The 19,585-nt window shown below is 63.2% G+C and carries 19 protein-coding genes; 12 read left to right on the top strand and 7 right to left on the bottom strand.

The annotated features are described in order from the left end of the window. Window positions 1–100: 100 nt before the first annotated feature. Window positions 101–1,180, bottom strand: coding sequence for a tRNA (uridine(54)-C5)-methyltransferase TrmA (gene trmA, locus AC3RCP_RS27865; protein WP_492571864.1), 1,080 nt, complete (start codon window positions 1,178–1,180; stop codon window positions 101–103). Then, a complete protein-coding gene (locus tag AC3RCP_RS27860; protein WP_007930015.1) occupies window positions 1,177–2,472 on the bottom strand; it encodes an NCS2 family permease in 1,296 nt (431 codons plus the stop codon). Before AC3RCP_RS27860 ends, trmA begins: the two co-directional genes overlap by 4 nt. A 205-nt stretch (window positions 2,473–2,677) precedes the next feature. On the opposite strand from AC3RCP_RS27860, the gene AC3RCP_RS27855 reads away from it, so the two are divergent. From AC3RCP_RS27855 to AC3RCP_RS27845, 3 genes are all read left to right on the top strand, one after another. After that, window positions 2,678–3,127, top strand: a complete 450-nt coding sequence (locus AC3RCP_RS27855) for a DUF4879 domain-containing protein (protein WP_037035572.1) — start codon at window positions 2,678–2,680, stop codon at window positions 3,125–3,127. Window positions 3,128–3,196: 69 nt separating this feature from the next. Continuing rightward, window positions 3,197–3,748 carry a DJ-1 family glyoxalase III gene (locus AC3RCP_RS27850; RefSeq protein ID WP_009050978.1) on the top strand — a complete coding sequence of 184 codons (552 nt, stop codon included), beginning with the start codon at window positions 3,197–3,199 and terminating at the stop codon, window positions 3,746–3,748. Between the two features lie 322 nt (window positions 3,749–4,070). Further along, on the top strand, window positions 4,071–4,367 hold the full coding sequence (locus AC3RCP_RS27845) for a hypothetical protein (RefSeq protein WP_492571863.1): 297 nt from the start codon (window positions 4,071–4,073) through the stop codon (window positions 4,365–4,367). Window positions 4,368–4,389: 22 nt separating this feature from the next. Here AC3RCP_RS27845 and AC3RCP_RS27840 read toward each other — a convergent pair whose 3' ends face one another. Further along, on the bottom strand, window positions 4,390–5,643 hold the full coding sequence (locus AC3RCP_RS27840; protein WP_492571862.1) for an MFS transporter: 1,254 nt from the start codon (window positions 5,641–5,643) through the stop codon (window positions 4,390–4,392). A 501-nt stretch (window positions 5,644–6,144) separates the two neighbouring features. Here AC3RCP_RS27840 and AC3RCP_RS27835 point away from each other — a divergent pair. From AC3RCP_RS27835 to AC3RCP_RS27825, 3 genes are all read left to right on the top strand, one after another. After that, complete coding sequence (locus AC3RCP_RS27835) at window positions 6,145–7,581, top strand: cytochrome ubiquinol oxidase subunit I (RefSeq protein ID WP_101339187.1); 1,437 nt, start codon at window positions 6,145–6,147, stop codon at window positions 7,579–7,581. A gap of 3 nt (window positions 7,582–7,584) precedes the next feature. Further along, complete coding sequence (gene cydB / locus AC3RCP_RS27830) at window positions 7,585–8,592, top strand: cytochrome d ubiquinol oxidase subunit II (protein ID WP_053262756.1); 1,008 nt, start codon at window positions 7,585–7,587, stop codon at window positions 8,590–8,592. A gap of 91 nt (window positions 8,593–8,683) precedes the next feature. Further along, window positions 8,684–8,851 (top strand): DUF2474 domain-containing protein, encoded by a 168-nt coding sequence (locus AC3RCP_RS27825; RefSeq protein WP_023969448.1) that lies wholly within the window; start codon window positions 8,684–8,686, stop codon window positions 8,849–8,851. A 213-nt stretch (window positions 8,852–9,064) separates the two neighbouring features. On the opposite strand, the gene AC3RCP_RS27820 is transcribed toward AC3RCP_RS27825, so the two are convergent. Beyond that, window positions 9,065–10,189, bottom strand: coding sequence for a methyltransferase (locus AC3RCP_RS27820; protein ID WP_492571861.1), 1,125 nt, complete (start codon window positions 10,187–10,189; stop codon window positions 9,065–9,067). 228 nt (window positions 10,190–10,417) lie between these two features. Between AC3RCP_RS27820 and AC3RCP_RS27815 the strand changes: the two genes are divergently transcribed. Further along, window positions 10,418–11,194, top strand: a complete 777-nt coding sequence (locus AC3RCP_RS27815; RefSeq protein WP_009045734.1) for a ferredoxin--NADP reductase — start codon at window positions 10,418–10,420, stop codon at window positions 11,192–11,194. A 56-nt stretch (window positions 11,195–11,250) separates the two neighbouring features. On the opposite strand, the gene mscL is transcribed toward AC3RCP_RS27815, so the two are convergent. After that, window positions 11,251–11,664: a large-conductance mechanosensitive channel protein MscL gene (gene mscL, locus AC3RCP_RS27810; protein ID WP_009045733.1), complete on the bottom strand. Its 414-nt coding sequence runs from the start codon at window positions 11,662–11,664 to the stop codon at window positions 11,251–11,253. Between the two features lie 286 nt (window positions 11,665–11,950). On the opposite strand from mscL, the gene katB reads away from it, so the two are divergent. The 4 genes from katB (at window position 11,951) to AC3RCP_RS27790 (ending at window position 16,400) form a co-directional block, all read left to right on the top strand. Further along, window positions 11,951–13,492 carry a catalase KatB gene (gene katB / locus AC3RCP_RS27805; RefSeq protein WP_009045732.1) on the top strand — a complete coding sequence of 514 codons (1,542 nt, stop codon included), beginning with the start codon at window positions 11,951–11,953 and terminating at the stop codon, window positions 13,490–13,492. A 187-nt stretch (window positions 13,493–13,679) separates the two neighbouring features. Continuing rightward, window positions 13,680–14,228 carry an ankyrin repeat domain-containing protein gene (locus AC3RCP_RS27800; protein WP_007930033.1) on the top strand — a complete coding sequence of 183 codons (549 nt, stop codon included), beginning with the start codon at window positions 13,680–13,682 and terminating at the stop codon, window positions 14,226–14,228. Between the two features lie 46 nt (window positions 14,229–14,274). After that, a complete protein-coding gene (gene radA / locus AC3RCP_RS27795; protein WP_007930034.1) occupies window positions 14,275–15,642 on the top strand; it encodes a DNA repair protein RadA in 1,368 nt (455 codons plus the stop codon). A gap of 29 nt (window positions 15,643–15,671) precedes the next feature. Continuing rightward, window positions 15,672–16,400 carry a hypothetical protein gene (locus tag AC3RCP_RS27790; protein WP_101339183.1) on the top strand — a complete coding sequence of 243 codons (729 nt, stop codon included), beginning with the start codon at window positions 15,672–15,674 and terminating at the stop codon, window positions 16,398–16,400. A 25-nt stretch (window positions 16,401–16,425) separates the two neighbouring features. Here the strand turns inward: AC3RCP_RS27790 and AC3RCP_RS27785 are convergent, their stop codons facing one another. Together AC3RCP_RS27785 and AC3RCP_RS27780 are read right to left on the bottom strand one after the other, a co-directional pair. Further along, window positions 16,426–16,794: a PilZ domain-containing protein gene (locus tag AC3RCP_RS27785; RefSeq protein WP_007930036.1), complete on the bottom strand. Its 369-nt coding sequence runs from the start codon at window positions 16,792–16,794 to the stop codon at window positions 16,426–16,428. Window positions 16,795–16,847: 53 nt separating this feature from the next. Then, entirely contained in the window at window positions 16,848–17,309 is a 462-nt protein-coding gene (locus AC3RCP_RS27780; RefSeq protein WP_101339182.1) for a methyltransferase family protein, read from the bottom strand. A gap of 209 nt (window positions 17,310–17,518) precedes the next feature. On the opposite strand from AC3RCP_RS27780, the gene AC3RCP_RS27775 reads away from it, so the two are divergent. After that, the gene (locus AC3RCP_RS27775) at window positions 17,519–19,585 is read left to right on the top strand and encodes a carbon starvation CstA family protein (RefSeq protein WP_007930038.1); all 2,067 of its coding nucleotides are present in this window, start codon (window positions 17,519–17,521) and stop codon (window positions 19,583–19,585) included.

Below are 19,585 nucleotides of genomic sequence, written 5' to 3'. Positions count from 1 at the left end.
GCCGTTCCGGTCGATCGCAGCCTGCGGCAGCGGCTACAGGAAACCGTGGAATGCAAACAGCCGTCACGAGGACGGCTGTTTGCTGTGCAGCGGGGCGGGTTCAACGCCGGGTCAGCAAGACCCCGGATTCCATGTGGTGGGTCCACGGGAACTGGTCGAACATCGCGCAGCGGGTGATGCGGTGGGTGTCGTGCAATTGGGCGATGTTGGCCGCCAGGGTTTCCGGGTTGCACGAGATGTACAGGATGTTGTCGAAGCGCCGGGTCAGCTCACAGGTGTCCGGGTCCATGCCGGCGCGCGGCGGGTCGACGAACACACTGCCGAACTCGTAGCTCTTCAGGTCCACGCCCTGCAGGCGGCGGAACGGACGCACTTCGTTCAAGGCTTCGGTCAGCTCTTCGGCGGACAGGCGCACCAGGGTGACGTTCTCCACCGCGTTTTCGCTGAGGTTGCTCAGGGCCGCGTTGACCGAGGTCTTGCTGATCTCGGTGGCCAGCACCTTGCGCACCCGGGTGGCCAGGGGCAGGGTGAAGTTGCCGTTGCCGCAGTACAGCTCCAGCAGGTCGTCCGGGCGATCGCCCAGGGCGTCGTAGGCCCAGTTGAGCATCTTCTGGTTGACCGTACCGTTGGGCTGGGTGAAGGCGCCTTCCGGTTGGCGGTAGCTGAAGGTGCGCCCGCCGACTTCGAGTTTCTCCACCACGTAATCGTGGCCGATCACTTCGCGCTTGCCCTTGGAACGGCCAATGACGCTGACGTTCAGGTCGGCCGCCAACTGGCTCGCCGCGGCGTGCCAGTGCTCGTCCAGCGGGCGGTGATAACACAGGGTGATCATCGCGTCGCCGGCCAGGGTGGTGAGGAACTCGACCTGGAACAGCTTGTGGCTCAAGGCGCTGCTGGCTTGCCAGGCGGCCTTGAGTTGCGGCATCAGCTGATTGATGCGCGGGCTGGCGATCGGGAATTCTTCGATCAGGATCGGCGTGCGTTTGTCTTCCTGGGAAAACATCGCGTAGTGACGCTCGCCGGCTTCGCGCCACAGGCGGAACTCCGCGCGCAGGCGGAAGTGCTGCAGCGGCGAATCGAAGACCTGTGGCTCGGGGGCATCGAACGGCGCCAGCAGTTCACGCAGGCGCGCGACCTTGTCGGCGAGCTGGGTGGCGTAAGCCTGGGAATCGAAAGTCATGCGTTGAACCAACCCAACTTGATCACAAACAGTACCGACAGGATCACCAGCGGCGCGTTCAGCTCACGGGCGCGGCCCGACAGCAGCTTGATCGCGGTCCAGGCAATGAAGCCGAAGGCGATGCCGTTGGCGATGGAGTAGGTGAACGGCATGGCCAGGGCGGTGACCACCACCGGCGCGGCGACGGTGATGTCGTCCCAGTCTATTTCCGCCAGGCCCGACGTCATCAGTACCGCGACGAACAGCAGGGCCGGGGCGGTGGCGAAAGCTGGCACGCTGGCCGCCAGCGGCGAGAAGAACAGCGCCAGGAGGAACAGGATCGCCACGACGATGGCGGTCAGGCCGGTGCGGCCACCGGCGCTGACGCCCGCGGCTGATTCGATGTAGCTGGTGGTGGTCGAGGTGCCCAGCAGGGAGCCGGCCATGGCCGCGGTGCTGTCGGCGATCAGGGCCCGGCCCATTTTCGGCATGTGGCCGTCCTTGCCCATCAGGCCGGCGCGCTTGGCGACGCCGATCAGGGTGCCGGAGTTGTCGAACAGGTCGACGAACAGGAAGGCGAAGATCACGCTGACCAGGCCGATGTCCAGCGCGCCCTTGATGTCCAGTTGCAGGAAGGTCGGCGCCAGCGAAGGCGGCATCGAGGTCACGCCGCCGAACGGGGTGAAGCCCAGGGCGATGGAGACGATGGTCACCGAGAGGATGCCGATCAGGACCGCGCCGCGGACCTTCAGGGCTTCCAGGGCGACGATCAGGGCGAAGCCCAGGGTCGCGAGGATCGGGGCCGGTTGTTTCAGATCACCGAGGCCGACCATGGTCGCCGGGTTGCCGACCACGATGCCGGCGTTGTGCAGGGCGATCAGCGCCAGGAACAGGCCGATACCGGCGGCGATCGCCGAGCGCAGCGGCAGCGGGATGCTGTTGATGATCCATTCGCGGATCTTGAAGATCGACAGCAGGAAGAACAGCACCGCCGAGATGAACACCGCGCCCAGCGCCACTTGCCAGGTATGGCCCATGTGCAGGACCACGGTATAGGTGAAGAAGGCGTTCAGGCCCATGCCCGGAGCCAGGGCGATCGGGTAGTTGGCGATCAGGCCCATCACGGTCGAGCCGATGGCGGCGGCCAGGCAGGTGGCGACGAACACCGCACCCTTGTCCATGCCGGTCTCGCCGAGGATGCTCGGGTTGACGAAGAGAATGTAGGCCATGGCCAGGAAGGTGGTGAGGCCCGCGAGAATCTCGGTCCGCACATTGGTGTTGTGTGCCTTGAGTTGAAACAGCCTTTCCAGCATGTCTGCTCCCCGTGGCGCGCAGGGCGCCGTGAATGTATCGACCCAGACAGCAAAGCACAGACCATAAAAAAGCGTCCGGGGATTTTGTGCGGGTCGGAAAAAGCCGCGCATCATACCAGCAGCGCAGGGCTATGGCTGCGATCCTCGGCGATGTTTTGCCCGAGTGGCGACTGGGGCATACTGCGCCGACGTTTTGGGGGGACTTATGCACAGCACGATAAAAACGATGGCCTTGGCGGTAGTGGCCAGCAGCCTGTGGTTGGGCACGGCGCCGGCCATGGCCCGTTCCGCGCCACCCTTGAGCCAGGTGGAAATCCTCAAGGTCGAGTCGCAGTCCTGTGGCCTGGAGGATGTGTCGGACGGACGCGACAAGACCGCCTGCGATCACCAGGGCCCGAACATCAAGGTGTACGTGCTGGAAATCGGCTATGGCCGCCAGCCCCGGGTGGCGCTGGACGGCTTCGAGGTCAACGGCACGCGCGCCGCGGTCTGCGAAGAGGGTTCCAGCCTGGTGCCGTGCGGCAACTCCGGGATCACCGTCGGCTACATCTATACCTTCGACCTGGCCGGCAAACAGGAAGGCACCTTCACCTTCAGCAACACCTCGCTCAACGCGCCGGGCAACAGCATGAGCGCGCAGATCTACATCAAGTGACGGCAGCGTCCGAACGCGGAGGGCTTTAAAGCTGACTAAGCTTTAAAGACCCTACCGCGGACACAGCCCATGACCTTTAGAGCCCTGATTCCCCTCGCCGAGGGTGTCGACGACCTGCAAAGCGTGACCCTGATCGATGTGCTGCGCCGTGCTCAAGTCGAAGTGCTGGTGGCCAGTATCGAAGGGCGGCGCATGCTCACCTGCGCCCGCGGCACCCGCATGACCGCCGACGGCATGCTGGTGGATGTGCTGGCCCAGAACTTCGACCTGATCGTGCTGCCCGGTGGCGCTGTCGGCGCGCAGCACCTGGCGGCCCATCAACCGCTGATGCAATTGGTCAAGGATCAGGCCGCCGCCGGGCGCCTGTTCGCCGGCATCGCCGAAGCGCCGGCCCTGGCGTTACAGAGTTACGGGGTGCTGCGCCAGCGGCGCATGACCTGCCTGCCCAGCGCCAGCCATCAGCTGTCGGGCTGCAACTTCGTCGACCAGCCGGTGGTGGTGGATGGCAACTGCATCACCGCGCAAGGCTCGGGGGCGGCCCTGAGTTTTGCCCTGACCCTGGTGGAACAACTGTGCGGCAGGGGCCGGCGGACGGTGGTGGAGGGGGAGTTGCTGGTTTAGGGGCGACTGCGACTGACGCTCAAAACCGGGTAACAAAGGCTAATTAGCCGCTCCTTGCACAGCCCATCCGATCACACCTATAGTTCGCGCCGTCGCTGCCAATTCAGCGAACGGGTTTGGTCACCCGAAATTAAGAAGGCGCATGCGCCACCCTGGTATTGCGGGCATTTTTTCTATGCCCGCACGCTTTATGGTGGGCTGTGCGCGGGACACCTTCGGGTGTGCCGGGTGCCTTCTTTCCCGGTTGACCAACCTGTGCACAGTCCGCCACCTATCGTTTGGTCACGATTGGGGGCGGTCATTCATAAAGAAGGATTTAAGGATGAATACCCCGAAAACTACCGCTCACTATGTGCCGCTCAAATCCAACATAAGCCGGCCAGGCGTTTTCTTTATCAACGCCAACGCTTCCTCGGAGGCACTTCACGAAGCGGCGGAGCAACGTATGCGTGCGGCTGCCAATCTGCTGGAAAGCCTGTGCTGTCTGAACTTCAGCCACGGCGATGTGAAAGACATACCGCACATCATCGATGTGCTCTATCTGCTGACCCGGGATGGGTGCGATCTATTGGAGGCGGCAAAATGGCGAGTGGTCGATGAGGCGCAGCCCAGCCACTGACGCTTGAGTCTGGCCGCGCCTGTCAGGCGCGGCTTTCGGCCTTGGCTTGTTCTTCCTCCGGCCCATGCATGCGATCGCGACGGGCCAGGGTCGGGAACAGTTTTATCCACACCCCGGTCACCAGCAGGGTGCCGACTCCGCCCAGCACCACCGCCGGCACGGTGCCGAACCAGTGGGCGGTAAGCCCGGACTCGAACTCGCCGAGCTGGTTGGAAGCGCCGATGAACAGGCCGTTGACGGCGCTGACCCGGCCGCGCATTTCATCCGGGGTTTCCAGTTGCACGAAGGAGGCGCGGATCACCATGCTGATCATGTCCGCCGCGCCCAGCACCACCAGCACCGCAAGCGAAAACCAGAACGAGGTCGACAGGCCGAAGGCAATGGTGGCGACGCCGAACACGCCGACGGCGGTGAACATCACCCGGCCGACATGGCGGTCGACCGCAAAGCGCGCCAGCCACAGCGACATCAGCAGGGCCCCCACCGCCGGCGCCGAGCGCAGCAGGCCCAGGCCCCAGGCGCCGGTGAGCAGGATGTCCTTGGCGAACACTGGCAGCAGGGCGGTGGCGCCGCCCAGCAATACGGCGAACAGGTCCAGGGAGATCGCCCCGAGAATGTCCGGGCGGCTGCGAATGAAGCGTACCCCGGCCAGCAACGAATCCAGGGTGGCCTTGCCCTTGTTCAGCGGCGTCTGCCGCGCGAGCAGGTTGAGCATCAGGCAGCAGGCGATCACATACAGCAGCACGGTCGGGCCATAGACCCACACGCTGCCAAAGGCGTAGAGCAGGCCGCCGAGGGCCGGCGCGACGATGGTCGCCGATTGCTGGGCGGACTGTGCGGCGGCCACGGCGCGCGGGAACAGCGCGCTGGGCACGATGCTCGGCAGCAGCGCCTGGGTGGTCGGCATCTCGAAGGAGCGGGCGGCGCCCAGCAGGAACGCGAGGATGAAGATCATCTCGCGAGTGACGTTATGGGTGGCGCTGCCGATGGCCAGGGACAGGGCGATCAGCGCCTGCAGCGACTGGCAGATGGCTGCCACCTTGCGCCGGTCATAGCGGTCCGCCACATGCCCGGTGTGCAGCATGAACAGCACCCGCGGCGCGAACTCCACCAGCCCGACCAGGCCCAGGTCGAGCACGTTACCGGTCAGTTGGTAGAGGTTCCAGCCGATGGCCACGGTGAGCATCTGGAAGCCGCTGGCGGTGAAAATCCGCGCCAGCCAGAAAGCAATGAACGGACGGTGATGGCGAAGCAGCAGAGGGTCTTGGCTGGGCATCTGAAAGGCAGGTCTGGGCGTGGAGTAAGGCGAGGTTATCACCAAGATGTAACCAATAGTTGCAGAATCCTTAGCCTCGCATCTATCTCGTTCATTCGAAATAACCCAATCCCTGTAGCCGCTGCCGCAGGCTGCAATAAGGGCCGAAGGACCTTCGAGGGAGCAGAAATCGCCACGACCGTTCCGGTCGATCGCAGCCTGCGGCAGCGGCCACAGGGAGAGCAAAACTTCGGGGAAACCCCGTACTTGACGTGGTGAGGCAACCTGTCACGCGACAAAAGACCACACAAACCAACGGCGAAAATGCGACTACTCTTTCAGCGTTGATTGATCCAGATCAAAACCTTTTCCAAGGTTGGGTCTGGTGGCCAGATGGCCAGACTCCCTGCGTTGCGATGGGTTTAAAAAGAACGAATTCGAATTCGCCACACTCCAGATCCGTGGGGGCAGTGGGTGCAGGCCTCCAGCCGGCAGCCGGTATTACCTGACAGAGGAAAGCTTATGTTCGGTTTGGAGGCACTAGATCTCGCCCGAATTCAGTTCGCGTTCACCATCTCGTTCCACATCCTGTTCCCCGCCATCACCATCGGTCTGGCGAGCTACCTGGCGGTGCTCGAAGGTTTGTGGCTCAAGACCCGCGACGATACCTACCGTGACCTGTACCACTTCTGGTCGAAGATCTTCGCCGTCAACTTTGGCATGGGGGTGGTCTCGGGCCTGGTCATGGCCTACCAGTTCGGCACCAACTGGAGCCGGTTCTCCGATTTTGCCGGCTCCGTTACCGGGCCGCTGCTGACCTATGAAGTGCTCACCGCATTCTTCCTCGAAGCCGGCTTCCTCGGCGTGATGCTGTTCGGCTGGAACCGGGTCGGGCGCAAGCTGCACTTCTTCGCCACCGTAATGGTGGCCATCGGTACGCTGATTTCGACCTTCTGGATTCTCTCGTCCAACAGCTGGATGCAGACCCCGCAAGGCTACGAAATCGTCGACGGCCGAGTGATTCCAGTGGACTGGCTGGCGGTGGTGTTCAACCCGTCGTTCCCGTACCGCCTGGCGCACATGGCCACGGCCGCCTTTGTCGCCACCGCGTTCTTCGTCGGTTCGTCCGCTGCCTGGCACCTGCTGCGCGGCCGCGATAACCCGGCGATCCGCCGCATGCTGTCGATGGCCATGTGGATGGCCCTGATCGTCGCGCCGATCCAGGCCGTGATCGGTGACTTCCACGGCCTCAACACCCTCAAGCACCAGCCGGCGAAAATCGCCGCGATCGAAGGGCATTGGGAAAACGTCGGTGACGAGCCGACCCCGCTGATCCTGTTCGGCTGGCCGGACATGAAGGCAGAAAAGACCAAGTTCGCCGTCGAGATCCCGTATCTGGGCAGCCTCATCCTCACTCACTCGCTGGACAAGCAGGTGCCGGCGCTCAAGGAGTTCCCGCCGCAAGATCGGCCGAATTCGACCATCGTGTTCTGGTCGTTCCGGATCATGGTCGGCCTCGGCATGCTGATGATCCTCACCGGCCTGTGGAGCCTGTGGCTGCGCAAGCGTGACCGCATCTACCAGAACCGCGCGTTCCTGTACCTGGCGCTGTGGATGGGCCCATCCGGCCTGATCGCGATCCTCGCCGGCTGGTTCACCACCGAGATCGGTCGCCAGCCGTGGGTGGTCTACGGGCTGATGCGTACCGCGGATGCTTCGTCCGGGCACAGCCTGATGCAGATGAGCATCACCCTGGCGCTGTTTGTCGTGGTGTATTTCTCGCTGTTCGGGGTCGGTATCGGCTACATGATGCGCCTGGTGCGCAAAGGGCCGAAGACCAACGAAGGCGCGGAAGTCAGCCACGGTGGTCCTGGCCAGAAACGCACGCCGGCCCGTCCGCTGTCGGCCGCCGACGACGATGCCGAAGACAACGGCACCAGCCTGAACAAGGGGAATTGAGTCATGGGTATCGATCTTCCGCTGATCTGGGCCGTGATCATCATCTTCGGCATCATGATGTACGTGGTCATGGACGGGTTCGACCTCGGGATCGGGATTCTCTTCCCGTTCGTCAAGGACTCCCGCGACCGTGACGTGATGATGAACACCGTCGCCCCGGTCTGGGACGGCAACGAAACCTGGTTGGTGCTGGGCGGTGCCGCGCTGTTCGGCGCCTTCCCGCTGGCCTATTCGGTGGTGCTTTCGGCGCTGTACATGCCACTGATCCTGATGCTCATCGGCCTGATCTTCCGCGGCGTGGCCTTCGAGTTCCGCTTCAAGGCCAAGGAAGCCAAGCGCCACATCTGGGACAAGGCGTTCATCGGCGGTTCGGTGGCGGCGACCTTCTTCCAGGGGCTGGCGCTGGGCGCCTTCATCGATGGCCTGCCGGTGGTCGACCGCCAGTACGCCGGCGGTTCGCTGGACTGGTTCACGCCGTTCACCCTGTTCTGCGGTGTCGCGCTGGTGGTGGCCTATGCCTTGCTCGGCTGCACCTGGCTGATCATGAAGACCGAAGGCAAGCTGCAGGAGCAGATGCATGACCTGGCGCGACCGCTGGCTTTCGTGCTGCTGGCGGTGATCGGTGTCGTCAGTATCTGGACGCCGCTGGCCCACCCGGAAATCGCTTCGCGCTGGTTCACCCTGCCGAACCTGTTCTGGTTCCTGCCGGTGCCGATCCTGGTGCTGGTGACCATGTACGGCCTGCTGCGCGCGGTGGCCCGCAATGCTCACTACACGCCGTTCCTGCTGACCCTGGTGCTGATCTTCCTCGGCTACAGCGGCCTGGGCATCAGCCTGTGGCCGAACATCGTGCCGCCGTCGATCTCGATCTGGGACGCCGCCGCGCCGCCGCAAAGCCAGGGCTTCATGCTGGTGGGCACGCTGTTCATCATCCCGTTCATCCTGGGTTACACCTTCTGGAGCTACTACGTGTTCCGCGGCAAGGTCACCCACGAAGACGGCTACCACTAGTCAATGCGCCGCTCCCCGTGCGGGAGCGGATCTGCTCGCGATGGCGCCCCGAGCGACGCCATCGTCTCCATTCCGAGAGGAGTATTCGATGATGGCTGGTAAACCCACGTTGCAGGAAATCGAAGAAGCCGAGAAGAAACCGCTCTGGCAGCGTCTGGGCTGGCTCGCCGGGATCTGGGTCGGCAGCGTGCTGGCGCTGTTTATCGTCGCCAGCCTGATGCGCATGTTCATGAACGCCGCGGGCCTGACCACACACTGATTTTTACTACCGCTCATCCCATCCCGTTGCCTTGTGGCACGGTTTTATAGCCCTCCTCTGGAGGGTTTTTTTTTGCCTGCGCGATTGCCAAGCTTTTCTTCCGTAGGAGCAGCCGGTCGACGCTCGATTGCTCGCGATGAACGATAACGCAGTGCTTCAGGCATTCCGCGTGGCACGTATCGCGAGCAAGCTTCGCTCCTACAGAGAGGGGGATTATTTGCGGGCTTTGAGGATCACGAACTTGGGCGTGGCGGCCACTTGCTCGACGCCGCGGAACAGCCGCGCCAGCTTGCTGTGATAACCCAGGTGGCGGTTGCCGACGATGTACAGCGCGCCGCCCACCACCAGGGCTTCGCGGGCCTGCTGGAACATGCGCCAGGCGAGGAAGTCGCCGACCACCTGCTGCTGGTGGAAGGGCGGGTTGCACAGCACCACGTCCAGCGACTGCGGTTCCTGGCCGGCCAGGCCATCGCCGGCGCGCACGGTCACTTCGCGCTCGCCCAGGGTCGCGCGCCAGTTCTCCAGGGCCGATTGCACAGCCATGAAGGATTCGTCCACCAGGGTGTAATGGGCATCGGGGTTGTGCAGGGCGCTGGCGATGGCCAGCACGCCGTTGCCGCACCCCAGGTCCGCGACCCGGGCCTTGCCGAGGTTTTTCGGCAGGTGCGGGAGGAACGCGCGGGTGCCGATGTCCAGGCCTTCGCGGCAGAACACGTTGGCGTGGTTGAGCAGCTCGATGGCGGGCTCGTCGAGCTTGTAGCGGGTCGGGTAGGGCGAAACCGCCGGGGGTTTCGCCTCCGGGGTGGCGATCAGTAAACGGGCTTTTTTCACCGCCAGCGAAGCCTGTACCGGGCCGATATAGCGTTCCAGCAGGTCGCCGGCGGCCCGTGGCAGGTGCTTGACCATCGCCGCCGCCACCACCTGGGCGCCCGGGGCCAGTTGGCCTTGCAGGCGGATCAGCTGTTCTTCCAGCAGGGCCAGGGTCTTGGGCACGCGGATCAGTACGCGGTCGAACGGCCCGGTCAACGGCTCGCTGGCCGGTACCACTGTTACGGCGTCGAATGGCAGGCCATTGCGCACCAGGTTTTTCTCCAGCGCCAGCGCGCCGAGAAACGAATCGCCGCTGCTGTGCACCTGTACGCGTCCGACCAGGCTGGCCGCCAGCGCGCCGAAACTGTCGTTGAGCACCAGCACCCGGGTGTCCGCCGTCGGCTGCTGTTCGGCCAGGTGATTGAGCAGGTACTCGTCCGCCGCGTCGAAAGCTTGCAGGGGCTCGTTCTGTTGTTCGGGCTGGCGGATCAGGTCGAGCTGGGCGAAGGGGCTTTCGAGCAGGGGCATGGGACGGACTCTTGGTAATCGGTGAATGTCCTGCCGGCGGGAGGGGCGCGATGCGGGCTGGACCGTTCGGGCAGGTGGCGCGCAGGCCGCGTGGCAGGTGCCCGAAGAGGGGGCCAATGGTACGTTTTTTTGCGCTCGATTGCCCGCGCTCTATGCCATTACAAACCACCGGTGTTTCTGCCGCGCGCTTTGCGGGACACTAAGGGCATTCGCTTATTGGAGCCTGCCATGACTGCCAGTGCAGAAAAATACACGCGCCAGACCTTGCTCGACGTCCAGCCCCTGACTCCCAGCCTGTTTACCCTGCGTGCCACGCGGGATGCGGGTTTTCGCTTTCGCGCCGGGCAATTCGCCCGGCTGGGGGTGACCAAGGCCGATGGCAGCACGGTGTGGCGTGCGTACTCCATGGTGTCTTCGCCCTTCGACGAGTTTCTCGAGTTCTTCTCCATTGTCGTGCCCGGCGGCGAGTTCACCAGCGAGCTGAGCCGGCTGGGGGAGGGCGATACCCTGATGGTGGACCGCCAGGCGTTCGGTTATCTGACCCTGGACCGTTTCGTCGATGGCCGCGACCTCTGGTTGCTGTCCACCGGCACCGGGATCGCGCCTTTTGTTTCGATCCTGCAGGACTTCGAAGTCTGGGAGAAGTTCGAGCGGATTATCCTGGTCTACAGCGTGCGCGAAGCCAAGGAACTGGCTTATCAGCAATTGCTGGCCGAGCTGAAACAGCGCGATTATCTGGCGGAAGTTGCCCACAAGCTGCAAGTCATCACCACGGTGACCCGTGAACAGCATCCGGGCAGCCTCAACGGGCGGATCACTCATCTGATCGAGAGCGGCGAACTGGAACGTGTCGCTGGCGTGCCCCTGAGCGCCGAGCACTCGCGAGTGATGCTCTGCGGCAACCCCCAGATGATCGACGACACCCGCGCCTTGCTCAAACAACGGGACATGCACCTGAGCCTGACCCGGCGGCCCGGGCAGGTGGCAGTGGAAAACTACTGGTAAAAAAATGGCGCCGCCTGCAATACCAGCAGGGGCGCCGTTTTGTTGCGGCAGAAGCCTCAGGGCTTGTTGTTCTGCGCCTTGAGCAGGTCGCGGATCTCGCCCAGCAGCTCTTCTTCCTTGGTCGGAACCGGCGGCAGGGTTGGCGCCACGGCCTCTTCGCGTTTCAGGCGGTTGATCGCCTTCACACCCATGAAGATGGCGAAGGCAACGATGATGAAGTCGATCAGGCTCTGGATGAATTTGCCATAGGCCAGCGTCACGGCCGGTGTCTCGCCGACGGCGTCCTTGAGCGTGATCGCCAGATCACTGAAGTCCACCCCACCGATCAGCAAACCGATTGGCGGCATCACCACATCGCCAACAAACGACGAGACGATCTTGCCGAATGCGGCGCCGATAATAATACCGACGGCCATGTCGACCACATTACCTTTGACCGCGAAGGCCTTGAACTCACTTAGCACGCCCATAGGTTATTCCTTGTTACAGATGAGGTTGGTGAACGCAGTGTAATTCAGCACAAGGCATCTTGCTTGCAACAACTGCTTACAGCGTTCGCAGTTATCGACCGAGTTAACGGCAAATAGTTTACAAAGTGCCATCAATCGCGCGCGAAATACCCGCGCTTGCTCTTACATACCAGCATATTTTTTCAATCAGACTGTTGCGACCTTTCTATTTAGAGTTCGACTCTTTGGTCACTAGCCTCTGACAGGCGCACCTGGATGCGTTCGATTAAAACCAGAGGAATAAAACATGACCATGATCATTGGCCTTGGGAGCTTTTCCCAACGACGCGTATTGGGCGTACTCGCCGCCAGTATGCTTTCTCTTTCCGTACAGGCCGCCACTCTGACCCGCGACAACGGGGCCGCGGTGGGCGATAACCAGAACTCGCAGACCGCGGGCGCTACCGGACCGGTATTGCTGCAGGATGTGCAGTTGATCCAGAAGCTCCAGCGTTTCGATCGCGAGCGCATTCCAGAGCGGGTGGTGCATGCCCGTGGCACCGGTGCCCATGGTTCCTTCACCGTGACCGACAGCCTGAGCGACCTGACCAAGGCCAAGGTATTCGCCGCCGGCCAGGTAACACCGGTATTCGTGCGTTTTTCCGCGGTAGTGCATGGCAACCATTCGCCGGAAACCCTGCGTGACCCGCGTGGTTTTGCCACCAAGTTCTATACCGCCGACGGTAACTGGGACCTGGTCGGCAACAACTTCCCGACCTTCTTTATTCGCGACGCGATCAAATTCCCGGACATGGTGCATGCATTCAAACCTGATCCACGGACCAACCTGGATGACGATTCCCGGCGCTTCGATTTCTTCTCCCATGTTCCGGAAGCCACCCGGACCCTGACCGAGCTGTATTCCAATTCCGGCACTCCGGCCAGTTACCGGGAAATGGACGGTAACGGCGTGCACGCCTACAAGTTGGTGAATGCCAAGGGCGAAGTGCATTACGTGAAGTTTCACTGGAAGAGTTTGCAGGGCATCAACAACCTCGATCCCAAACAAGTGGTCGAGGTGCAGGGGCGCGATTACAGCCATATGACCAATGACCTGGTGACGCATATCAACAAGGGCGACTTCCCGAAATGGGACCTGTATGTCCAGGTCCTGAAGCCGGAAGATCTGGCCAAGTTCGATTTCGACCCGCTGGATGCCACCAAGATCTGGCCGGGCGTGCCTGAGCGCAAGGTCGGGCAGATGGTGCTCAACCGCAACCCGGCCAACGTGTTCCAGGAAACTGAACAGGTGGCCATGGCTCCGGCCAACCTGGTACCGGGCATCGAGCCGTCGGAAGACCGCCTGCTGCAAGGCCGGGTGTTCTCCTATGCCGATACCCAGCTGTACCGCCTGGGCGCCAACGCCCTGCAATTGCCGATCAACGCGCCGAAAGTCGCGGTGAACAATGGCAACCAGGACGGCGCGATGAACAGCGGCAGCACCAGCACCGGCGTGAACTACCAGCCGAGCCGCCTGATGCCGCGTGAAGAGCCGCAAAGCGCGCGCTACAGCCAGCTGGCGCTGAGTGGCAGCACCCAGCAGGCGAAGATCCAGCGCGAGCAGAACTTCAAGCAGGCCGGCGATCTGTATCGTTCGCTGAGCCAGAAGGAGCGTCAGGACCTGATCGAGAACTTCGGCGGTTCCCTGGCGACCACCGATGACGAGAGCAAGCACATCATGCTGTCGTTCCTCTACAAGGCCGATCCGGAGTACGGCACTGGCGTGACCAAGGTGGCCAAGGGCGACCTGGCCCGGGTCAAGGCCCTGGCCGCCAAGCTGTCGGATTGATCCCACCCCGCGTCACGCCCCTGGCGTGACGCTTCCTCTTTATATAGGCGCGAGGCTTGCCCGCGAAAGGCCGCAAAGCGGCTCCAATACCGGTGATGGCGTTCTAGCTGACGAACGTTTGCCCGGGCTGAAGTCATCGCGGGCAAGCCTCGCTCCTACAGAATCTTTGAGACAAGGGAGTCGCACCATGCGCCTGTTCATTTCGCTGCTGCTGGCCGCCTGCTCGCTGGGCGCTCATGCGCAGCCACCGGCCCCCGCGGACCCGGTGGCGGTCAAGGTCCAACTAGAGAATTACTACTTCGATGCGGCCCGTCGCGGTGACGTCGAGATGCTCAATACCTTTATCGAGGCCGGTTATTCCCTCGATACCCAGGACGAGAAGGGCTACACCGCCCTGATCCTCGCGGCATATCACGGCCAGGGGCCGGCGGTGGAGCGTTTGCTGGCCGCCGGTGCCGACGCCTGCGTGCAGGATAAAAGGGGCAACACGGCGCTGATGGGCGCCATTTTCAAGGGCGAGGTGAAGATCGCCCGGCGCCTGCTGGCCACCGACTGCAACCCCGACCAGCGCAACGGCGCCGGCCAGACAGCGGCGATGTACGCCGGGCTGTTCAAGCGGGTGGAGCTGCTCGACGCCCTGGCGACCAAGGGCGCCGACCTGAATGCCGAGGACTCGCTGGGCAACAGCGCCACGCGTCTGGCCGAGGGCGAAATCCGCACGGTGGCGCCGCGCTGATCCGCTCCAGCTGAGCTATCATCGCGGTTTTTGCCCGGGGGATCAGATGGCCAAGGCCAAGCGCATGTACGGCTGCACCGAGTGCGGCGCAACCTTTCCCAAATGGGCCGGCCAGTGCGGCGAATGCGGGGCCTGGAACACCCTGACCGAAACCATGGTGGAAAGCGGCGGTGCCGCGGCCCCCAGCGGTCGTACCGGCTGGGCCGGGCAGCAGGCGCAGATCAAGACCCTGGCCGAAGTCAGCGTCGAAGAGATCCCGCGTTTTTCCACGGCTTCCGGCGAACTGGACCGGGTGCTCGGCGGCGGCCTGGTCGACGGTTCGGTGGTGCTGATCGGTGGCGACCCGGGGATCGGCAAGTCGACCATTTTGTTACAGACCTTGTGCAACATCGCCACCCGCATGCCGGCGCTCTACGTCACTGGCGAGGAATCGCAGCAACAGGTGGCGATGCGCGCCCGGCGCCTGGGCCTGCCCCAGGACCAGCTGCGGGTGATGACCGAAACCTGTATCGAAACCATCATCGCCACGGCCCGGCAGGAGAAGCCCAAGGTCATGGTGATCGACTCGATTCAGACCATCTTCACCGAGCAACTGCAATCGGCCCCCGGCGGTGTTTCCCAGGTGCGCGAGAGCGCGGCGCTGCTGGTGCGTTACGCCAAGCAGAGCGGCACGGCGATCTTCCTGGTGGGCCATGTGACCAAGGAGGGTGCGCTGGCCGGGCCGCGGGTCCTCGAGCACATGGTCGACACCGTGCTGTATTTCGAAGGTGAATCCGACGGCCGTCTGCGCTTGCTGCGGGCGGTGAAGAACCGTTTCGGCGCGGTCAACGAACTGGGCGTGTTCGGCATGACCGACCGCGGCCTGAAAGAAGTTTCCAATCCTTCGGCGATCTTTCTCACCCGTGCCCAGGAAGAAGTCCCGGGCAGTGTGGTCATGGCTACCTGGGAAGGCACCCGGCCGATGCTGGTGGAAGTCCAGGCGCTGGTGGATGACAGCCACCTGGCCAACCCGCGGCGGGTTACCCTGGGCCTGGACCAGAACCGCCTGGCGATGCTGCTGGCGGTACTGCACCGCCACGGCGGCATTCCGACCCACGATCAGGACGTGTTCCTCAACGTCGTCGGCGGGGTCAAGGTGCTGGAAACCGCCTCCGACCTGGCGCTGATGGCGGCGGTGATGTCCAGCCTGCGCAATCGGCCCTTGCCCCACGACTTGCTGGTGTTCGGCGAAGTCGGCCTGTCTGGTGAAGTGCGCCCGGTGCCGAGCGGCCAGGAGCGCCTCAAGGAAGCGGCCAAGCACGGCTTCAAACGGGCCATCGTGCCCAAGGGCAATGCCCCTAAAGAGCCACCGCCGGGCTTGCGAATCATTGCGGTAACCCGTCTGGAGCAGGCGCTGGATGCGCTGTTCGAATGACCCCTTGTGCCACTGAAAGGAAGCAGTTGATGCAGATGACAGGAGCGGGCCTTGGCGCCCTTGGTTTTACGCTATTTTGGGTAAGCGGCCTGGCTGTGGCCAGCCAGGAAGATGCGCCGCACGGCTATCGGATCGCCCAGGAACTGCTGGTCGGCGACGGCACGGTGCTCGAGGTGCTGGAAGACCGACGCATCACCGCGCAATTGCATGCGCAGAGCTGGGGCAGCGGCCTGGACGAGGAAACTTTCGACGAGTCGACGGACAGCGAGCACCAGCCGCAGCTGGAGGCTCGGGTGCGTCTGGTGTCGGAGGTCGGCGAAGTGCTGGCCGAGCAGTCCCTGGGCTACCCGCTGGCGAAGGTGGAGAAGGCGCCGCTCAGTGGCCTGCCATACCCGGCGTTTTTCCTCACCGTCGATCAGACGGCCCCAATGGGCAGCTATAGCGGCCCGGCCACGCAGATCCTGGCGCCGACGCAAAGCCGCTTGGAGCCCGTACTGTATCGGGACGAAAACGGGGAGCAGCGCCCGCTGGCGATGGCCCAGACCGGCAAGGCGGCCTGGCGGATACTTCCATCGGCATCGGGGGCTACCGAGTCGATCGCCCAGGTGTCTTCGGCGCCTGCCAGCGAGGGTGACGATTTTGTGACCACCTACCGGATTTATCGCTGGGTGGACGGGCAGTGGACCGCCGCCAGTCGGCAACAGCCCGGTTATTGGGATATGGAAAGCGAATTTCCCGAGCCCTCGGCGTTCCCCTGAACGGCTGACGGGAAGAGGCGGGCGCTCAAACCTCCAGCAGCGCCCCCAGCTCGCGCTCCAGCTCCTGCGGGTCGGCGAGATTCAGTTCGATCAGCCGGCGCAGATGTTCGATCGACTCCAGGTCTATATGCAGGCAGACGAAGCCCAACTGACCGTGATCGTCGTGCGCCAGTCGCACGTCCATGCGTACTTCGGCGTCATCGCTCAAATGGATATCGGCTTCGAACGGCTGGCTTTCGTCCCCCAGCCAGGGATCGGGGCGCTGGATCAGCATGCCCCTGAGCGAGAGATCGACCAACTGCACGGACCAGCGATAAGGGCCCTGGCTCAGTTCGGTACGGGCATCGAAGGCGATGCGTTTGAAACGGCGACGATCGGAATGGTGTTCGCTCATGAGCAGCCCCTCTGCATGGTGAAATGACTATAGACCCGGGTTTGCCCAACCCGCTACAGCCAGCGGCGCACCTTGCGGCAATAGTCACGGTAGCGGTCGCCGAACAACTCCAGCAGATGGTGCTCGTCCGGCCGGATCACCGTCAGGTTCATCAGGTAAATCAGCAGCGGCAACAGCAGCCACGGCCACAGGCTGCCGAGCAACAGGGCGATGGCGCAGTAACCCAGGGTGTCGCCGAGATTGATGGGGTTGCGCGAGATTGCGAACGGGCCATCGCACAGCAGGCGCCGGGGTTCGCCGGCATTGCTGGTGGTGGTGTGCCGTTGCCTGAGACGCCATATCGCCCAGAACGACAGGCCCTGGCCGCCGATAATCAACAGCAGGGCCAGGGTGCGCAGCCAGCCGTTGACCGGGACCGGCAAGGGCACACCGTCGGCAAGCGACAGCGCCGCCACCAGGAACAGCAGATACAGCAGCGGTGGTGACAACGGCGGTCTATTGGGCGGCGCGGGCATGGGCACTCCAGACGACGAGTCCTTACAGGTGCGACCGCTTTTTCGCTCGGGTGGTTCAGTGCTCCGGGAACGCTTGCACCGAGGCGGTGCAAAACCTAGGAAAAAACTCAAAAGGACGCTCTAGACCAACGTGGGGGGTGGCCTTTGGGGCCAGTAGCGCTAAACTCCGGATGGCTGTCTTTCTTGTCCACCCTGGCTGGAATAATAAAATGAAAAATAATAATAGCCCGCTACGCCACTTACCCTGGCTGGTGCTGGCAATCGTAGGAGCGTGCGCCCTCGGCGTAGTGGCATTGCGCCGCGGCGAGGCGATCAACGCCTTGTGGATCGTGGTCGCTGCCGTGGCCATCTATCTGGTCGCATACCGTTACTACAGCCTGTTCATCGCTAACAACGTGATGCAGCTCGATGCGCGCCGGGCCACCCCCGCCGTGCTCAACAACGACGGTCTGGACTACGTTCCGACCAACAAGCACATTCTCTTCGGTCACCACTTCGCGGCCATCGCCGGCGCGGGCCCGCTGGTGGGGCCGGTACTGGCGGCGCAGATGGGCTACCTGCCCGGCACGCTCTGGCTGATTGCCGGGGTGGTGCTGGCGGGGGCGGTGCAGGACTTCATGGTCCTGTTCATGTCCACCCGGCGCAACGGCCGTTCCCTGGGCGACATGGTCCGTGAGGAAATGGGCCGGATCCCGGGGACCATCGCGCTGTTCGGCTGCTTCCTGATCATGATCATCATCCTTGCGGTGCTGGCGCTGATCGTGGTCAAGGCCCTGGCCGAAAGCCCGTGGGGCATCTTCACGGTGATGGCGACCATCCCGATCGCGATGTTCATGGGCGTCTACATGCGCTACATCCGCCCGGGCCGCATCGGTGAAATCTCCATCATCGGCGTGCTCCTGCTGCTGGGCTCGATCTGGCTGGGGGGCCAGATCGCCGCGGATCCCGTGTGGTCCAAGGCCTTCACCTTCACCGGCGTACAGATCACCTGGATGCTGATCGGCTACGGTTTCGTCGCCGCGGTGCTGCCGGTATGGCTGATCCTGGCGCCTCGCGACTACCTGTCGACCTTCCTCAAGATCGGCACCATCATCGCCCTGGCGATCGGCATCCTGATCACCATGCCCGAGCTGAAGATGCCGGCGCTGACCCAGTTCACCGACGGCACCGGCCCGGTCTGGAAAGGCGGCCTGTTCCCGTTCCTGTTCATCACCATCGCCTGTGGCGCGGTGTCCGGCTTCCACGCGCTGATCTCTTCCGGGACCACGCCGAAGCTGCTGGATAACGAAACCAACGCCCGTTACATAGGTTACGGCGGCATGCTGATGGAGTCCTTCGTGGCCATCATGGCGATGGTTGCCGCTTCGGTGATCGAGCCTGGCGTGTACTTCGCCATGAACAGCCCGGCAGCCATCGTCGGCGGTGACGTGGTCACTGTGGCGCAGACGGTCAGCAGCTGGGGCTTCGCCATCACTCCGGACGCCCTGCAAGCGGTGGCCAAGGACATCGGTGAAACCACCATCCTGGCCCGTGCCGGCGGTGCGCCGACCCTGGCGGTCGGTATCGCGCAGATCCTGCACACGGTGCTGCCGGGCGAGAACACCATGGCGTTCTGGTACCACTTCGCGATCCTGTTCGAAGCGCTGTTCATCCTGACCGCGGTGGACGCCGGTACCCGTGCCGGTCGTTTCATGCTGCAGGACCTGCTGGGCTCCTTCGTGCCAGCCCTGAAACGCACCGAGTCCTGGACCGCCAACCTGATCGCCACCGCCGGCTGCGTGGCCCTCTGGGGTTACCTGCTGTACCAGGGCGTGATCGACCCGCTGGGCGGCATCAACACCCTGTGGCCACTGTTCGGCATCTCCAACCAGATGCTGGCGGGTATCGCGCTGATGCTCGGCACCGTGGTGCTGATCAAGATGAAGCGTCAACGCTACATCTGGGTGACCTTGCTGCCAGCCGCCTGGCTGCTGATCTGCACCACCACCGCGGGCCTCATCAAGCTGTTCGACGCCAACCCGGCAGTCGGTTTCCTGGCCCTGGCCAAGAAGTACAGCGATGCCCTGGCCAATGGTCAGATCCTCGCGCCGGCCAAGGACATCACGCAGATGCAGCACGTGATCTTCAACGCCTACACCAACGCCACGCTGACGGTGCTGTTCCTGCTGGTGGTATTCAGCATCCTGTTCTACGCCCTCAAGGTGGGTATTTCCGCCTGGGGTAAAAAAGAACGCACGGATAAAGAATCGCCATTCCATGCACTGCCAGATGCTTGA

It is taken from the genome of Pseudomonas sp. GW822-FHT05A08, from assembly GCF_058800485.1.
Note: the sequence above shows the minus strand (reverse complement) of the source record. Positions and strands in the feature narration are given on the sequence as shown.

Excerpts from the sequence above, each read along its gene's own strand:
- trmA (WP_492571864.1), bottom strand. The coding sequence starts at position 1,180 with ATGACTTTCGATTCCCAGGCTTACGCCACCCAGCTCGCCGACAAGGTC.
- AC3RCP_RS27860 (WP_007930015.1), bottom strand. The coding sequence starts at position 2,472 with ATGCTGGAAAGGCTGTTTCAACTCAAGGCACACAACACCAATGTGCGG.
- AC3RCP_RS27855 (WP_037035572.1), top strand. The coding sequence starts at position 2,678 with ATGCACAGCACGATAAAAACGATGGCCTTGGCGGTAGTGGCCAGCAGC.
- AC3RCP_RS27850 (WP_009050978.1), top strand. The coding sequence starts at position 3,197 with ATGACCTTTAGAGCCCTGATTCCCCTCGCCGAGGGTGTCGACGACCTG.
- AC3RCP_RS27845 (WP_492571863.1), top strand. The coding sequence starts at position 4,071 with ATGAATACCCCGAAAACTACCGCTCACTATGTGCCGCTCAAATCCAAC.
- AC3RCP_RS27840 (WP_492571862.1), bottom strand. The coding sequence starts at position 5,643 with ATGCCCAGCCAAGACCCTCTGCTGCTTCGCCATCACCGTCCGTTCATT.
- AC3RCP_RS27835 (WP_101339187.1), top strand. The coding sequence starts at position 6,145 with ATGTTCGGTTTGGAGGCACTAGATCTCGCCCGAATTCAGTTCGCGTTC.
- cydB (WP_053262756.1), top strand. The coding sequence starts at position 7,585 with ATGGGTATCGATCTTCCGCTGATCTGGGCCGTGATCATCATCTTCGGC.
- AC3RCP_RS27825 (WP_023969448.1), top strand. The coding sequence starts at position 8,684 with ATGGCTGGTAAACCCACGTTGCAGGAAATCGAAGAAGCCGAGAAGAAA.
- AC3RCP_RS27820 (WP_492571861.1), bottom strand. The coding sequence starts at position 10,189 with ATGCCCCTGCTCGAAAGCCCCTTCGCCCAGCTCGACCTGATCCGCCAG.
- AC3RCP_RS27815 (WP_009045734.1), top strand. The coding sequence starts at position 10,418 with ATGACTGCCAGTGCAGAAAAATACACGCGCCAGACCTTGCTCGACGTC.
- mscL (WP_009045733.1), bottom strand. The coding sequence starts at position 11,664 with ATGGGCGTGCTAAGTGAGTTCAAGGCCTTCGCGGTCAAAGGTAATGTG.
- katB (WP_009045732.1), top strand. The coding sequence starts at position 11,951 with ATGACCATGATCATTGGCCTTGGGAGCTTTTCCCAACGACGCGTATTG.
- AC3RCP_RS27800 (WP_007930033.1), top strand. The coding sequence starts at position 13,680 with ATGCGCCTGTTCATTTCGCTGCTGCTGGCCGCCTGCTCGCTGGGCGCT.
- radA (WP_007930034.1), top strand. The coding sequence starts at position 14,275 with ATGGCCAAGGCCAAGCGCATGTACGGCTGCACCGAGTGCGGCGCAACC.
- AC3RCP_RS27790 (WP_101339183.1), top strand. The coding sequence starts at position 15,672 with ATGCAGATGACAGGAGCGGGCCTTGGCGCCCTTGGTTTTACGCTATTT.
- AC3RCP_RS27785 (WP_007930036.1), bottom strand. The coding sequence starts at position 16,794 with ATGAGCGAACACCATTCCGATCGTCGCCGTTTCAAACGCATCGCCTTC.
- AC3RCP_RS27780 (WP_101339182.1), bottom strand. The coding sequence starts at position 17,309 with ATGCCCGCGCCGCCCAATAGACCGCCGTTGTCACCACCGCTGCTGTAT.
- AC3RCP_RS27775 (WP_007930038.1), top strand. The coding sequence starts at position 17,519 with ATGAAAAATAATAATAGCCCGCTACGCCACTTACCCTGGCTGGTGCTG.